15 protein-coding genes and 1 riboswitch are annotated in these 15191 nt (G+C 62.4%); of the genes, 9 read left to right on the forward strand and 6 right to left on the reverse strand.

Annotated features, from left to right (window positions below; genetic code table 11):
• The first annotated feature begins 23 nt into the window (after positions 1 to 23).
• From ade to MN188_RS11320, 6 genes are all read left to right on the forward strand, one after another.
• Positions 24 to 1829, forward strand: a complete 1806-nt coding sequence (ade, locus tag MN188_RS11295) for an adenine deaminase (RefSeq protein WP_242109163.1) — start codon at positions 24 to 26, stop codon at positions 1827 to 1829.
• Positions 1829 to 3313 (forward strand): AMP nucleosidase, encoded by a 1485-nt coding sequence (locus MN188_RS11300; RefSeq protein ID WP_242109164.1) that lies wholly within the window; start codon positions 1829 to 1831, stop codon positions 3311 to 3313. The genes ade and MN188_RS11300 overlap by 1 nt, the downstream gene beginning before the upstream one ends.
• Positions 3314 to 3462: 149 nt before the next feature.
• A complete protein-coding gene (locus MN188_RS11305) occupies positions 3463 to 3750 on the forward strand; it encodes an HU family DNA-binding protein (protein ID WP_242109165.1) in 288 nt (95 codons plus the stop codon).
• Positions 3751 to 3829: 79 nt separating this feature from the next.
• Positions 3830 to 4705 (forward strand): DMT family transporter, encoded by an 876-nt coding sequence (locus tag MN188_RS11310; protein WP_242109166.1) that lies wholly within the window; start codon positions 3830 to 3832, stop codon positions 4703 to 4705.
• A gap of 56 nt (positions 4706 to 4761) precedes the next feature.
• The gene (locus tag MN188_RS11315) at positions 4762 to 5475 is read left to right on the forward strand and encodes a cytochrome c biogenesis CcdA family protein (RefSeq protein ID WP_242109168.1); all 714 of its coding nucleotides are present in this window, start codon (positions 4762 to 4764) and stop codon (positions 5473 to 5475) included.
• Positions 5476 to 5487: 12 nt separating this feature from the next.
• The gene (locus MN188_RS11320; RefSeq protein WP_242109169.1) at positions 5488 to 5895 is read left to right on the forward strand and encodes a thioredoxin family protein; all 408 of its coding nucleotides are present in this window, start codon (positions 5488 to 5490) and stop codon (positions 5893 to 5895) included.
• Here MN188_RS11320 and MN188_RS11325 read toward each other — a convergent pair.
• Genes MN188_RS11325 through MN188_RS11335 form a run of 3 tightly spaced genes read right to left on the reverse strand, consistent with a single transcriptional unit; the run spans position 5892 to position 8932 of the window.
• Positions 5892 to 6824: an AEC family transporter gene (locus MN188_RS11325; protein WP_242109170.1), complete on the reverse strand. Its 933-nt coding sequence runs from the start codon at positions 6822 to 6824 to the stop codon at positions 5892 to 5894. The genes MN188_RS11320 and MN188_RS11325 overlap by 4 nt on opposite strands.
• Positions 6824 to 7927: a chorismate synthase gene (gene aroC / locus MN188_RS11330; protein WP_242109171.1), complete on the reverse strand. Its 1104-nt coding sequence runs from the start codon at positions 7925 to 7927 to the stop codon at positions 6824 to 6826. Before aroC ends, MN188_RS11325 begins: the two co-directional genes overlap by 1 nt.
• A gap of 51 nt (positions 7928 to 7978) precedes the next feature.
• Positions 7979 to 8932, reverse strand: coding sequence for a DMT family transporter (locus MN188_RS11335; protein WP_242109172.1), 954 nt, complete (start codon positions 8930 to 8932; stop codon positions 7979 to 7981).
• An 88-nt stretch (positions 8933 to 9020) separates the two neighbouring features.
• A riboswitch (TPP riboswitch) is annotated at positions 9021 to 9124 on the forward strand.
• A gap of 33 nt (positions 9125 to 9157) precedes the next feature.
• Between MN188_RS11335 and thiB the strand changes: the two genes are divergently transcribed.
• Genes thiB through MN188_RS11350 form a run of 3 tightly spaced genes read left to right on the forward strand, consistent with a single transcriptional unit; the run spans position 9158 to position 12352 of the window.
• A complete protein-coding gene (gene thiB, locus MN188_RS11340; RefSeq protein ID WP_242109173.1) occupies positions 9158 to 10138 on the forward strand; it encodes a thiamine ABC transporter substrate binding subunit in 981 nt (326 codons plus the stop codon).
• Positions 10114 to 11673 (forward strand): thiamine/thiamine pyrophosphate ABC transporter permease ThiP, encoded by a 1560-nt coding sequence (locus MN188_RS11345; protein WP_242109174.1) that lies wholly within the window; start codon positions 10114 to 10116, stop codon positions 11671 to 11673. The genes thiB and MN188_RS11345 overlap by 25 nt, the downstream gene beginning before the upstream one ends.
• Complete coding sequence (locus MN188_RS11350; protein WP_242109175.1) at positions 11660 to 12352, forward strand: thiamine ABC transporter ATP-binding protein; 693 nt, start codon at positions 11660 to 11662, stop codon at positions 12350 to 12352. Before MN188_RS11345 ends, MN188_RS11350 begins: the two co-directional genes overlap by 14 nt.
• Positions 12353 to 12400: 48 nt before the next feature.
• On the opposite strand, the gene MN188_RS11355 is transcribed toward MN188_RS11350, so the two are convergent.
• The 3 genes from MN188_RS11355 to petA are packed head-to-tail and all read right to left on the reverse strand — an operon-like array spanning position 12401 to position 15119.
• Positions 12401 to 13198, reverse strand: a complete 798-nt coding sequence (locus tag MN188_RS11355) for a cytochrome c1 (RefSeq protein WP_242109176.1) — start codon at positions 13196 to 13198, stop codon at positions 12401 to 12403.
• 17 nt (positions 13199 to 13215) lie between these two features.
• Positions 13216 to 14541 carry a cytochrome b gene (petB, locus tag MN188_RS11360; RefSeq protein ID WP_242109178.1) on the reverse strand — a complete coding sequence of 442 codons (1326 nt, stop codon included), beginning with the start codon at positions 14539 to 14541 and terminating at the stop codon, positions 13216 to 13218.
• A 14-nt stretch (positions 14542 to 14555) separates the two neighbouring features.
• Complete coding sequence (petA, locus tag MN188_RS11365) at positions 14556 to 15119, reverse strand: ubiquinol-cytochrome c reductase iron-sulfur subunit (RefSeq protein WP_242109181.1); 564 nt, start codon at positions 15117 to 15119, stop codon at positions 14556 to 14558.
• Positions 15120 to 15191: the final 72 nt, after the last annotated feature.

Below are 15191 nucleotides of genomic sequence, written 5' to 3' on the forward strand. Positions count from 1 at the left end.
TGGGAAATTTGAACAATTGGTCCATGGAAAAGACATCATTCAAAACTTGGCCTGAAAGTGCGGCGCGGCTGGTGGCCGTGGCTGCGGGACGCGACGCCGCGGACAGTGTGATCTGTGGCGGGCGTGTCGTGAACGTGCACACGCGAGAGGTGCTGGATGGCTGGCAAGTGGCCATCGCCGACGGGCGCTTTGCCTATGTCGGCCCGGACGCCAGCCACTGCATCGGACCGGAAACCGAGATCATCGAGGCCGACGGACAATACCTGATCCCCGGCCTGTGTGACGCGCATATGCATATCGAAAGCGGCATGTTGACCCCGGCAGAGTTCGCCCGGGCGGTCACGCCGCACGGCACCACCAGCATGTTCACCGACCCGCACGAGATCGCCAACGTGCTGGGGCTGGAAGGCGTGCGATTGATGCATGATGAGGCTCTGATGCAGCCCGTTTCCATCTTTACCCAGATGCCCAGCTGCGCGCCCAGCGCGCCGGGGTTGGAGACGACCGGCTTTGAAATCACCCCCGAGGACGTGGCCGAAGCGATGACCTGGTCCGGCATCATCGGACTGGGGGAAATGATGAATTTCCCTGGCGTGATCAACGCCGACCCCAAGTTGCTGGCGGAAATCGCCGCGACACAGAACGCGCGCAAGACCGTGGGTGGGCATTATGCCAGCCCCGACCTTGGCCCCGCCTTCCATGCCTATGTCGCCGGGGGTCCGGCGGATGATCACGAAGGCACCTGCGAGGCCGACGCGGTGGCCCGCGTGCGTCAGGGCATGAAGTCGATGATGCGATTGGGCAGCGCCTGGTATGATGTGGAAACACAGATCAGCGCGGTCACCGAAAAGGGACTGGATCCGCGCGGGTTCATCCTGTGCACCGACGATTGCCATTCCGGCACCTTGGTGAATGACGGCCACATGAACCGCGTCGTGCGTCATGCGATCGACTGCGGCTGTGACCCGTTGATCGCGCTGCAAATGGCGACGATCAACACCGCCTGCCACTTTGGGCTTGAGCGTGAGCTTGGACAGATCGCGCCCGGACGGCGGGCCGATGTGATCCTGACCGATGACCTGCGCACATTGCCCATCAACCGGGTGATCGCGAAAGGCATGACCGTGGCCAAGGCCGGCAAGGTCACTGTCGACTTTCCGCATCTTTCCTGGCCCGACCATGCCCGCAACACGGTGCATCTGGGCAAGGATCTGGGCGCCGTAGACTTCGAAATCCACGCCCCCGAGGGCGCCAATTCCGTCACCGCCAAGGTGATCGGGGTGATCGAAAACCAGGCGCCGACCAAGGCGCTGACCGCCGATTTGGCCGTCATAGACACTGTTGTAGAAGGCGACGTGGCGCAGGATGTCTGCCAAATCGCACTGGTCGAACGCCACCGTGCGACCGGTGATGTGACAAACGGGTTTGTGTCCGGCTTCGGCTACAAAGGTCGAATGGCGATGGCCTCGACCGTTGCCCATGACAGCCACCACATGATCGTCGTCGGCACGTCACGTGAAGATATGGCGCTGGCGGCGAACCGGTTGGGCGAGGTCGGCGGCGGCGTCACCGTCTGGCAGGACGGGCGCGAACTGGCGCTGGTGGAGCTGCCCGTCGCCGGGTTGATGTCCGACGATCACGCAGAAACCGTCGCCGCCAAGGCGCAAAAGATGGTCGAGGCGATGGAGGCCTGTGGCTGCACCCTGAACAACGCTTATATGCAGCATTCCCTGCTGGCGCTTGTCGTGATCCCAGAACTCAGGATCAGCGACCTTGGCCTGGTGGATGTGACGAAATTTGAACTGACCGACCTGTTTGAGGACACATAATGCCCGCAAGTGACCTGCGCCTTCCCGTCGAAACCCCGCCCATGGGCGACCACGAAGTGTTCACCGATGCCCGCGCCGCGGTGGATCGGCTCAAGACACTTTATACCGACGCCTGCGCCTTCCTGGTGGACCGGTTTTCAAAGAACGCGACCGGGGCGCAACCGGCCACCCGGTTTCGCGCGTTTTACCCGGAAATCCGCCTGACCACGACCAGCCACGCCCAGGTCGACACAAGGCTGAGCTTTGGTCACGTCAGCGCGCCGGGCACCTACTCCACCACGATCACGCGGCCAGATCTGTTTGAGCATTACCTGGTGCAGCAGATCGGGCTTTTGTTGGAGAACCACGGCGTGCCGGTTCTGATCGGCCTGTCGCACACGCCCATTCCAGTGCATTTCGCCGTCGCGAACGACCCCAGGGTCACCGTCCCGCAAGAAGGCGCGATGGCCTTCCCCTTGCGGGACGTGTTCGACGTGCCCGATCTTGCGACCACCCACGATGACATCGTGAACGGGCTTGGTTTCGCGCATGAGGATGGCTCGGGCCCGCTGGCGCCGTTCACCGCGCAGCGCGTGGATTATTCCCTGGCGCGCCTGTCGCATTACACCGCCACACGACCAGAAAGCTTCCAGAACCACGTTCTGTTCACGAACTACCAGTTCTATGTCGAGGAGTTCGAGGCCTATGCCCGCGCCATGCTGGCCGATCCCGACAGCGGCTATGACAGCTTTGTCGGGCCGGGGTATCATGAGATCACCGATCCGACTGCCGTTCTGCCGGTGCCCGAGAAGCTGCCGCAGATGCCGTCTTATCACCTGACCCGCGCCGATGGGGGTGGGATCACCCTGGTGAACATCGGCGTCGGACCATCGAACGCCAAGACCGCGACCGACCACATTGCCGTGCTGCGGCCGCACGCCTGGCTGATGGTCGGGCATTGCGCCGGGCTGCGCAATTCGCAGCGTCTGGGCGACTTCGTCCTGGCACATGCCTATCTGCGCGAAGACAAGGTGTTGGACGACGATCTGCCGATCTGGATCCCGATCCCGCCGCTGGCGGAAATTCAACGGTCGCTGGAACAGGCGGTGGCAGATGTGACCAAGCTTGAGGGGTTCGAACTGAAACGGATCATGCGCACCGGCACCGTGGCCAGTCTGGACAACCGCAACTGGGAGTTGCGCGACCAGGACGGGCCGGTGCAACGGTTGAGCCAGTCCCGCGCCATCGCCTTGGACATGGAAAGCGCGACGATCGCCGCCAACGGGTTCCGCTTCCGGGTGCCCTATGGCACCCTGCTGTGCGTCAGTGACAAACCGCTGCACGGCGAATTGAAGCTGCCTGGCATGGCCAGCGACTTTTACAAGGATCAGGTCGGGCGGCACCTGAAGATCGGCATCCAGGCGATGGAGATCTTGCGCGAGATGCCGCTGGAACGCATCCACAGTCGGAAACTGCGCTCGTTCGAAGAAACTGCGTTTCTTTAGGATGGGTGACGCTGCGGAAGCGGGGAAAAACAGCGAAAAACCACTGATTTTTCGCACATTCGGCACACAAATGATTGTGCACAACAACCATATCCAGTTAAATGCGGCCAATGAACCCCTATAACAGGGCATAGTGAGGAGAAAATTACATGGCAAGACCGATGACCAAGACCCAGCTCGTAGCGGCTCTGGCGGAAGAAATGGGCGCTGACAAGAAGTCCGCCTCTGGCGCGTTGGACGCGATCATCGCGATCATCACCAAGGAAGTTTCCGCTGGTGGTGCCGTGACTCTGCCCGGCGTTGGCAAGATTTACTGCCGCGAGCGTCCGGCCCGCATGGTGCGCAACCCTGCCACCGGTGAGCAGATCCACAAAGACGCCGACAAGGTCGTGAAAATGACCATCGCCAAAGCGCTGAAGGACAGCGTGAACGGCTGAACCGGCCGGGCTTGCGCCCGATCATGAATTCGGAGAGGGTCGCCTTTGGGCGGCCCTTTTCATTTTACCCGGAGACCACATGGACCTGCGCGCGATCTTCATGGGCCTGGCCTTTGCGCTGATCTGGTCGTCGGCCTTCACGTCGGCCCGGATCATCGTGGCGGACGCACCGCCGTTGGCGTCGCTGGCCGTTCGCTTTCTGATCTCGGGTCTGATCGGTGTGGCGATTGCCCGCGCGTTGGGCCAAAGCTGGACCCTGACCCGCAACCAGTGGCGCGCGGTTGTTATCTTCGGTCTGTGCCAAAACGCGCTCTACCTTGGACTGAACTTCGTCGCGATGCAGTGGATCGAGGCGGGGCTGGCCGCAATCATCGCCTCAACCATGCCGCTGATGGTCGCCCTTGCCGGACGGATCGTGTTCGGTGACCGGCTGCGCCCGATGGCGGCGGCAGGACTGGCCGCAGGCATCATCGGCGTCGCCCTGATCATGGGGTCGCGTCTGACGGGTGGCGTGGATGTGACCGGCGTTATCCTGTGTTTCGTCGCCGCGGGCGCGCTGACAATTGCCACGCTTTCGGTGCGCATGGCGTCCTCGGGCGGGAACCTGATGATGATCGTCGGGCTGCAGATGTTCGTCGGTTCGTTCTTCCTTGCCATCGCCTCTGTCCTCACCGAAACCATCGCGGTTAACTGGACCTGGCAACTGGGCGTCGCCTTCACCTATACGGTGCTGGCCCCCGGCCTTCTGGCAACCTGGATCTGGTTCGCCCTTGTCGCCCGGATCGGCGCCATTCGCGCGGCCACGTTCCATTTCCTGAACCCGTTCTTCGGCGTCGCCATCGCAGCACTTCTGCTGGGCGAAGCGCTGGGGTGGCTCGACGTTTTGGGCGTCGCGATCATCACCATCGGCATTCTCATGGTTCAGCTTTCGAAACAAAACCCCACGCGGACGTGATTGCGCAGGCGCCTCTTGTGAGGTGACAATCACGCCGGCCCGGTTAGGTTGACGGCATGGAAATCGTCTTTGCATATGCCGCCGGTCTACTGACCCTGATCAACCCCTGCGTTCTGCCGGTGCTGCCCATCGTGCTGGCCACCGCGTTGAACGCCAGCAGGTTCGGCCCGCTGGCCGTGGCGGCGGGCATGTCGCTGTCCTTCGTCGTGCTCGGTATGCTGGTCACCGTGGCTGGGCATGCGCTGGGCATCGATGAAAGCATGATCGCAAATGCTGGCGCAGTGCTGATGATCGGCTTTGGCCTGATCCTGCTGGTGCCCCGGTTTTCCGAAGGCTTCGCCACCGCGACCGCTGGCGTGTCCGCCCGCGCAGATGCGGGGTTGGAGGACGTTGACCGCTCTGGCCTGCAAGGTCAGTTTCTAGGCGGCATGTTGCTGGGCGCCGTCTGGTCCCCCTGCATCGGTCCCACCCTGGGCGGCGCGATCAGCCTGGCCAGCCAGGGGCAAAGCCTGCTCTGGGCCACCACCATCATGATCGGTTTTGCCCTGGGCGTGTCGACCATCATCATCGCGCTGGGCTATGGCGCCCGCGCCGCCATCATGCGCCGGCAGGCCACCCTGCGCGTTATCGCGCAAAAATCGCGCCCCATCATGGGCGCCATCTTCATCACCGTTGGCGCCGCCATCCTGCTGCGCGTCCATCACATGATCGAAGCCTGGGCGGTGCAAACCCTGCCCGCCTGGCTGATCGATCTATCCGTTTCACTGTAAGGAGCTCACACCATGAAACGTCGCACTTTCCTCACCCTTTCCGCTGGCGCCGCGTTGGCCCCGCTGGCCGCCCGCGCCGCCGTGATGGACTATACCCCCGGCCTGGTAACCGAGGCGCTTGAGCGCGGCGAAACCGTGTTTCTGGACTTCAAAGCCAGCTGGTGTTCGACCTGCGCTGCGCAGGAACGCGTAATCAATGCCCTGAAGGGGGAAAACCCGGCCTATGAGGCGATCACTTTCATCAACGTGGACTGGGACGAACACGGCAAAAGCGCGCTGGCCAAAAGCCTGAACATCCCACGCCGGTCGACCCTGGTCGTGCTGAAAGGCGATCAGGAACTGGGCCGCATCGTGGCAGGCACCGGCAAGGATGAGATCAAAGCGCTGATGGACACGGCCCTGACCGCCGCCACAGCCTAGGTCAAAAACCCCAGCAGGATCGTGAGGGTCGCAAAACTTGCGACCGTCGTGCCCAAAAGCGCCAGCGAGGCGATGCTTTCGCGACCATGTTCCATCGCGAACAGCGGGTAGATCGTGAAAATCGGCATGGCCGCGGACAGGATGACCGCGGCCTGCAGGTTGGACGACAGGCCCGCCCCCAGGCAAACCAGCGCGGCAAACACCAGCGTCGGGTGCAGCACCAGCTTGCCCAGTGTGATCTGCACCGCAAGCGCACGATTGCCCCTAAGCGGAAGCCCGACCAACGTGCCGCCGATCGCAAACAGCGCCAACGCCGAGGCGGACGCGGCCAACATGCCAAGAAAACGCAGGCCCGGTTCGGGCAGGGTTAGACCCGAAATCGACACGCACAGCCCCAGTATCAGCGCGATTACCATCGGGCGTTTCACCACGCCCAAAATGACGGCGCGCAGCTTGGCGAACAAGCTCTCATGCGCCCCGTCGCGCCCCATTTCCATCAAAATCAGGCTGGTCGGGATCAGCACAAAATTTTCCACCAGCATGTTCATCGCCAGGATCGACCCGGCTAGGTCGGGAAAAGCCAACAACATGACCGGATATCCGACAAAGCCCGAATTCGGGCAGCTCGTGCCCATAACCGCCACCCCCCGGCGCGAGGCCTCGACGCTGGTCAGGCGAAACCAAATCCAGGCCATCAAGATCGTGCCCAGCCCACCCAGCAGGAACACGGACATATAGGCGGGATTGAAAACCTCTCCGACAGGTCGGGTCGCGACCGCATGAAACAAAAGCGCGGGGAGCGCGACGTTCAGAACGTATCCGCCCAGCACTTTCATGTCCGAAGGTTTGAACCAGCCTCGGCGCGTCAGGGCAAAGCCCAGCGCAATCGCCGCATAGATCGGGAATGTGATCGAAAGGATCGCCAGCATCAGCCGATCTGGCCGCGCGGTCCGTCCCCGACCTGACCGCGATGAAGCAGCAGGTGATCCAACACGACACAAGCCGCCATCGCCTCGCCCACCGGCACGGCGCGGATGCCGACACAGGGGTCATGGCGGCCTTTGGTCACCACCTCGATCGGCTCTCCGGTCTTGGTGATCGACTGGCGCGGCGTCAGGATCGAACTTGTCGGCTTCACCGCAAAGCGCACCACAATGTCCTGTCCGGTCGATATCCCACCCAGGATGCCCCCGGCGTGGTTCGAGCTGAACTCCGGGCCGTTTTCGCCCATGAAGATCTCATCGGCATTGGCGGTGCCACGCAGCGCGGCGGCGGCCATGCCTTCGCCGATCTCGACACCCTTAACAGCGTTGATCGACATCATCGCGGCCGCCAAATCAGTGTCTAACTTGGCATATACCGGCGCGCCAAGGCCCGCCGGGGCACCACGCACGACGACCTCAATTGCGGCGCCAACGCTGTCGTGCTCCTTGCGGATGGTCTGAAGGTAATCCTCCCACGTCGCCGCAGCGGTCGCGTCGGGCAGCCAGAAAGCGTTGCCGTCAATCGCGTCCCAATCAAACTTCGCGCGGTCCAGGTGCAAGTCGCCCATCTGGGTCATGTAACCCTTGACCTCAAGCCCCGGCGCCAGCGCCTTCAGCACCTCACGCGCGACTCCGCCAGCGGCAACACGGGCGGCGGTTTCACGGGCGGACGACCGCCCCCCGCCACGCGGATCGCGAATGCCGTATTTCTGCCAATAGGTGATATCGGCATGCCCCGGACGAAAGGTCTTTTCGATCTCGCCATAATCCTTCGACCGCTGATCGGTGTTTTCGATCATAAGCTGGATCGGCGTGCCCGTGGTCACCCCTTCATAGACACCCGACAGGATGCGCACCGCGTCCGGTTCGTTGCGCTGGGTCATGTTCTTGTTCTGGCCGGGTCGACGCTTGTCCAGCCAGACCTGAAGCATCTCAGGCGTCAGCGGCACGCCCGGCGGGCAGCCATCGACCGTCGCCCCCAGGGCAGGCCCGTGGCTTTCACCCCAGGTGGTGACGCGAAAAAGATGTCCAAAGCTGTTCATCGACATGGGCAATGCTCCTTTCCCCGCGTGATAACGGGTCGGCAGGCGGTTGGAAAGTCAGCTTGGACGACGATGCTTGGGCTTGGGCGACGGACCCGCATCAAAACGCGGGTTCGGGTTGCGCAGAACCGGGTTGCGCTCGGACACGTTGGACCGGCTTTCGCGCCAGACGACGAACACGCCTGAGGCGATGATGATCGCAGCCCCGAGGGCAACCATGCGGTCGGGCAATTCGTCAAAGAACAACACGCCAAAGCCCGTGGCCCACAGGATTTGCGAATACTGGACCGGCGCCACAACCGCCGCCGGCGCGGCACGATACGCGGTGATGATGGCAAGCTGCGCCAGCACGGTCAAAAGCCCGACCCCCGCAACCATGCCAAGGTCCGGCAGCGCCATCGGCACATAGACGAAAGGCAGGATCACTCCCATCACCAGGATTGACGACAGCATCGGGTACAGGATCATCACCGCCGTGCGCTCCTCGCCCCCGATCCGCCGCACGATGATCGACGCAAAGGCCGATGCAACCGCAGCGGTCAGCGCGCCAGCATGACCTAAGGTGAATTCGGTCATGCCCGGACGCAGCACCACCATGACGCCGGCAAGGCCCACCAAGACCGCCGCCCAACGCTGCAAACGCACCGTTTCGCCCAGTAATAGAGACGAAAGTGCGGTGATCAGAAGCGGCGTTGCAAACAGCAGGGCATAGACCTCGGCCAACGGCAGAACGGTAAAGGCATAGAAAGCCGACGACATCGCGATCAGCGACATCAACGCACGCAGCAGGATCAGCCACGGATGGTGCGGGCGGAAATTGTCGACCTGGCGATCCGCCAGCATCATCACCGCCATGGGCACAAAGGCGAACAGCATGGCGAAAAAGATGATCTGGAACACGGCATAGGTCGCGCCCAGCGACTTGATCAGCGCGTCGTGGGTGGCAAACAATGCAAAACTGGCAAATGCGAACCCCAGGCCGCGCAAGGGGGATTGATGCGTCTGAGGCATGATTATTCTCCGGGTGTTAGCGTTCACATCGCGTCAATCCACCCCCCGCGTCAAGGGTCTTGCTTTCCGACCGGGTTGGCGTCAGACAGGTGCCACCTCGGGGAGCCTGCACGCCAGGCTGAGATGCAATGATGCGAACCCGTTGAACCTGAACCGGTTAAGACCGGCGGAGGGAAGGTCGGATCATCCAACCCGAACACCGTCCGGCGCATTTGGAGGATGACCATGAAAACCCTTTCATTTGTCGCAGGCGCCTTGATGGCCACGACAGCGGGGGCGGAAACGCTGACCGTATATACCTATGACAGTTTCGTTTCCGACTGGGGCCCCGGCCCGGCCGTCAAGGAAGCGTTCGAGGCCGACTGCGGCTGCGACCTGAAATTCGTGTCCGTTGGTGACGGCGCCGAGATCCTGTCGCGTTTGCGGCTGGAAGGCACGCGCAGTGACGCGGATGTCGTGCTGGGCCTCGACACCAACCTGACCGCCGCCGCGCGTGACACCGGCCTGTTTGCCCCGCACGCCCTGGGCGAAACCGACTGGACCCTGCCGATTGCATGGGAGGATGACACGTTCATTCCCTTCGACTGGGGTTATTTCGCTTTTGTCTATGACACCGAAAAAGTCTCTAACCCGCCTAAATCCTTCGCTGAGCTGATCGCCTCGGATCTGTCCATCGTGATCCAGGATCCACGCTCGTCGACCCCCGGTCTTGGCCTGCTTTTGTGGGTCAAGTCGGTATTCGGCGACAAGGCTGGCGAAGCTTGGGCCGGGCTGAACGATCAGGTCGTGACCGTGACCAAAGGCTGGTCCGAAGCCTATGGCATGTTCCTTGAAGGCGAGGCTGACATGGTCCTGTCCTACACAACCTCTCCCGCCTACCATCTGATTGCCGAGGAAGACGCCAGCAAAGCCGCCGCCGCGTTTTCGGACGGGCATTACCTTCAGGTTGAGGTTGCCGCGAAGGTTGCGACCACGGATCAACCCGACCTGGCAGACCAGTTCCTGGCATTCGTTGCCTCGGATACCTTTCAAAGCATCATTCCGACGACAAACTGGATGTATCCCGCAGTTACGCCTTCAGGTGGGCTTCCGGATGGGTTTGAGACCCTGATCCAGCCCGAAACAGCCCTGTTGCTCCCTGAAGCGGATGCACAGGACGTGCGGGATGAGGCCCTAGCCGAATGGCTGAGCGTATCCTCAAACTGAACCGCACCAATGTGCTGGGCGCACTGGCGCTTACGGGTGTCTTGGGTCTGACCCTGGGCACCCTGATCGCTGTCGCCCTGCGCGCTGACGGGGCGGGCGCGTTCGGCCCCGCTGATTGGGCCGCGATCCGCTTCACCCTATGGCAAGCGGCCCTGTCTGCGGTGATTTCCGTCATTCTGGCCATTCCCGTCGCCCGCGCCCTTGCAAGGCGCAGCTTTCCGGGACGCGGGTTTCTGATCACGCTTTTAGGCGCACCCTTTATCCTGCCCGTCATTGTCGCTGTGCTGGGTCTTCTGGCCGTGTTCGGGCGCAACGGAATCGTCTCGCAAACCCTGATTTGGGCCGGATTAGAGCCGATTTCTATCTATGGACTTCACGGCGTGGTCATCGCGCATGTGTTTTTCAACCTGCCATTGGCAACCCGGCTGATCCTGCAAGGGTGGCTGACAATTCCAGCCGAGCGATTTCGCTTGGCCGCGTCGCTGGGCTTTGGCCCGGACGACATCCAACGCGTGTTGGAGCGCCCTATGCTACGTGGGGTGCTTCCGGGCGCGCTGCTTGTGATCTTTCTGATCTGCCTGACCTCGTTTGCCGTCGCGCTGGCGCTGGGTGGTGGGCCGCGCGCCACGACCGTTGAGCTGGCCATCTATCAGGCGTTCCGGTTTGACTTTGACCTTGGCAAGGCCGCGTTGCTGGCGCTGGTGCAATTCGCAATGGGTGCCACCGCCGCACTGATCGCGCTTCGGGTCGCGGTTCCGGGCGGAATCGGCACCGGGCTTGACCGAGCTGTGCGGCGCTGGGACGGCGGCATAGCGCTAGTGCTTCAGGATGTCCTGTGCATCGGTTTTGCCACCCTTTTCCTGGTTCTCCCTCTGACCATGATCTTGCTTGACGGGGCGCCGGGGCTGGTTCGGTTGCCTCACCCTGTGCTGTGGGCCGCCGGGCGATCGATACTGGTCGCGCTGGCCTCCGTGATCCTGACCCTGTCGCTGGCCCTGCCCATTGCCGCCCTGGCCGTGCGGCATCGCTCGCGCTTGGTGGAAGGGATCGGGACCCTGACCATCGCGGCCTCGCCGCTGGTCATTGGCACCGGGTTGTTCATCGTGATCTTCCCTTTGGCCGACCCTTTCGCGTTGGCGCTGCCAGTCACTGCGCTGGTTAATGCGGCGATGGCCCTGCCCTTCGCCTTGCGTGTCATTGTGCCCGTTTTGGCCGGAATAGAGACTGATTATGGCCCCTTGGCCGACCAGATGGGTCTGACCGGAACCGCGCGGTTTCGGCACCTTTGGTTGCCCCGCCTGCGGCGCCCGCTAGGGTTCACCGCAGGCCTTGCCGGAGCACTTTCGATGGGAGATCTGGGGGTCATCGCCATGTTCGCTGACCCAGAGCGCGCCACCCTGCCGCTTCAGCTTTACCGCCTGATGGGCGCCTATCGCATGGAGGACGCCGCCGCCGCTGCGCTGTTGCTTTTGATGCTGTCGCTGCTCATGTTCTGGGCATTCGACAAGGGGGGACGCGTGGATGCTGACGCTTGAAGACCTGCATATCGTGATGGATGATTTCACGCTGGACGCCGACCTGTCGGTCGAGACCGGCGCTTGCGTGGCTGTTTTGGGACCGTCCGGTGCGGGCAAATCCACCTTGCTGATGGCCATCGCGGGGTTTCTGCCCTTAACCTCGGGGCGCATTCTGTGGGGCGGGGCGCCGATGCCCGACACCCCCGCCAAACGCCCGATCAGCATGGTGTTTCAGGACAACAACCTGTTTCCCCACATGACAGCCTTTGACAACGTCGCCCTGGGCCTGCGCCCGTCACTTCGGCTGACCGGCCCCGAGCGCGGCCAGGTGGAAAATGCCCTGGCCCGCGTTGGGCTGACCGGCCTTGGTGACCGCAAACCGGGGCAATTGTCAGGCGGTCAGGCGGCGCGTGTGGCGCTGGCGCGCGTGCTGTTGCGCAATCGGCCCCTGTTGCTGCTGGACGAACCCTTTGGTGCGCTAGGACCGGCGCTCAGGACCGAAATGGTGGCTTTGGTGAAAGACCTGGTGACAGAAACCGGCGCGACGCTGTTGATGGTCAGTCATGAGCCAGAAGACGCCCGCGAGATCGCCGATCAGGTCATTCTGGTTGCGGAGGGAACGGCCCATGCCCCGGTACCGACGGCAAAGATCTTTGCCGATCCGCCCGCAGCACTGCGCGAATATCTGGGCAAATGAAAAGGGCGCCGCAATGGGCGCCCTTTTCGAAATCATCTGACAGAAGGTTTACTTCTTGCCCTTGTGCGGGGCCCAAAGCTTCTTGTTCGTCAGGTAGAGCAGCGAGGTCAGGATGACCAACAGCAGCACGGCCACGAAGCCCGCGTGCTGACGCTCCATCATCTTGGGTTCGGCCGCCCACATCAGGAAGGCCGAGATGTCCATCGCTTCGTGGTGCACGTCGTTGGCGTGACCATCGTCGAAATCGACATCTTCGCCGTAAAGCTGCGGCGCCATTGCGGTCCAGCCCCCCGGGAAGGCAGTGTTTTCATACAGGACCGAACCGGCGACTTCTTTCTCTTCACCGGTGAAGCCCTGCAGGAAGGCCGAGATATACTCGGCGCCACCCATGCCGCGGAACAGCTGGTTCAGACCGGTGCCCGCCGGGCCGTGGAAGCCCGCGCGCGCCTTGGCCATCAGGCTGAGGTCAGGGGCCAGCGGATCGGCGCCTTTCGGGAAATGGTCAACCGGCTTGGCGGGGCGATAGTCGCCGTCGCCATCGGCCAGATCCGGGTCCCAGACTTCGAAGTTTTCAGCCGCGTAAGCGCGCACCTGGTCTTCGGTGAAGCCAACGCCGCCTTCGTCTGCCAACGAGCGCAGGGGCACGTATTGCAGACCGTGGCAGGACGAACAGATCTCGGTATAGATCTTAAGCCCGCGCTGCAGCTGGTTCTGGTCATAGGTGCCGAACGGGCCTTCGAACGAAAACGCTTCGTCATGGATGTGTCCACCGTCACCGGCTGCCAGCGCGCCACCAGTGGTGAGCGCCAGAGCCACGAGAGCGGATGTGGTGAGTTTCCTGATCATTGTTCCTTGATCCTTTCTCACTCGCCCGCGGCGTCGGAAGCGCCGGGATAGTGGGCATTGAAGTCGTCTTCGATGGTCGCCGGCGGGGTCGTCGGCTTCTCGATCACACCCAGCAGGGGCAGGATGACCAGGAAGTAGGCGAACCAGTAGGTCGCACCGATCAGCGAAATCCAGTCATGCGGGAAGTTCGTGTCACGGGCACCGACCCACATCAGAACGATGAAGTCGAGCACCAGCAGGCGGAACCACCACTTGAACATCGGGCGATACTGACCCGAGCGGACCGACGAGGTGTCGGTCCAGGGGGCCAGGGCCATCACGAAGATGGCGCCGAACATGGCCAGCACGCCGAAGAACTTCGCGTCGACGATGCCGCCGGTCAGGAAGCTGACAAGCTGCACAGCCCAGACATCAGCGGTGAAGGCCCGCAGGATGGCGTAGAACGGCAGGTAATACCATTCCGGCACGATGTGCGCGGGCGTCACCAGCGGGTTCGCCTCGATGTAGTTGTCGGGGTGACCCAGGTAGTTCGGCATGAAGCCTACGATCGCAAAGAACACGATCATCACGATGCCAAGGGCAAACAGGTCCTTGATCACGAAGTAGGGCCAGAACGGCAGGGTGTCTTTCTCGGCGTCTTCCTTCGACCCACGACGAACCTCAACACCCGTGGGGTTGTTGTTGCCGGTGGTGTGGAAGGCCCAGATGTGAACGGCCACCAGGGCGGCGATCACGAAGGGCAGCAGGTAGTGCAGCGAGAAGAATCGGTTCAGCGTGGCGTTGTCCACCGCCGGTCCACCCAGCAGCCAGGCCTGAAGACCTTCGCCGATGAACGGAATGGCGCCGAACAGGCCGGTGATCACCGTTGCACCCCAGAACGACATCTGACCCCAGGGCAGAACGTAACCCAGGAAGCCGGTCGCCATCATGGCAAGGTAGATCAGCATGCCGATGATCCACGTGATTTCGCGGGGCGCCTTGTAGGAGCCATAGAACAGGCCGCGGAACATGTGGATGTAAACCGCCACAAAGAACAGCGACGCGCCGTTCATGTGGACATAGCGGATGAAGTGCCCGCCGTTCACGTCACGCATGATGTGCTCGATCGAAGCGAACGCCATGTCGACATGCGGGGTATAGTGCATCACCAGAATGATACCGGTGACAATCTGCAACACCAGGCAGAACGCCAGGACGATGCCCCAGATCCACCACCAGTTCAGGTTCTTCGGGGTGGGGATCATCAGGGTGTCATAAGCCAGGCCGACAATCGGCAGGCGCGAATGCAGCCATTTTTCAAAACCCGTCTTGGGTTCATAGTGGTCGTGGGGAATACCAGCCATCTCGTGTCTCTCCCTTAGCCCAGTTTGATCGTCGTTTCGTCGACGAATTCGGCGACGGGAACGGGAAGGTTTTCAGGCGCAGGGCCTTTGCGGATACGACCGGACGCGTCGTAGTGCGAACCGTGACACGGGCAATACCAGCCCTGGTAGTCACCGGCACCGTCACCCAGAGGCACACAGCCCAGGTGGGTGCAAACACCCATCATGACCAGCCATTCGCCAGCTTCGTCCATCGTGCGGTTGGCATCGTCGGCCGACAGGGTCGGGTCCGAGTTGTCGTTGCGGGCGAACTTGTCCGGCATGTCCTCGGCGTCTTGCGTGCGCGCCAGGGCAATCTCGTCTTCGGTGCGGCGGCGGATGAACACCGGTTTACCCAGCCACTTCACAGTGACCTGCGTGCCCGGCTCGATCGCCGACACGTCCACGCGGATCGAGCTGAGCGCTTTCACGTCAGCCGAGGCGTTCATCTGGTCGATCAGAGGCCAAACCGCGGCACCCGCGGTCACGGCGGCCGCACCGCCGGTTGCGTAATAAAGGAAATCCCGGCGGGTTCCTTCGTGGTCGTCAGCGTGTGACACGTGCGCATCTCCCTTGCTAGGTCGCCTGCGCGACCGATACGACGAGAGGCCGCAGTCGCCCACAGCCCATTC

It is taken from the genome of Aliiroseovarius subalbicans, from assembly GCF_022678625.1.
Lineage (GTDB): Bacteria > Pseudomonadota > Alphaproteobacteria > Rhodobacterales > Rhodobacteraceae > Aliiroseovarius_A > Aliiroseovarius_A subalbicans.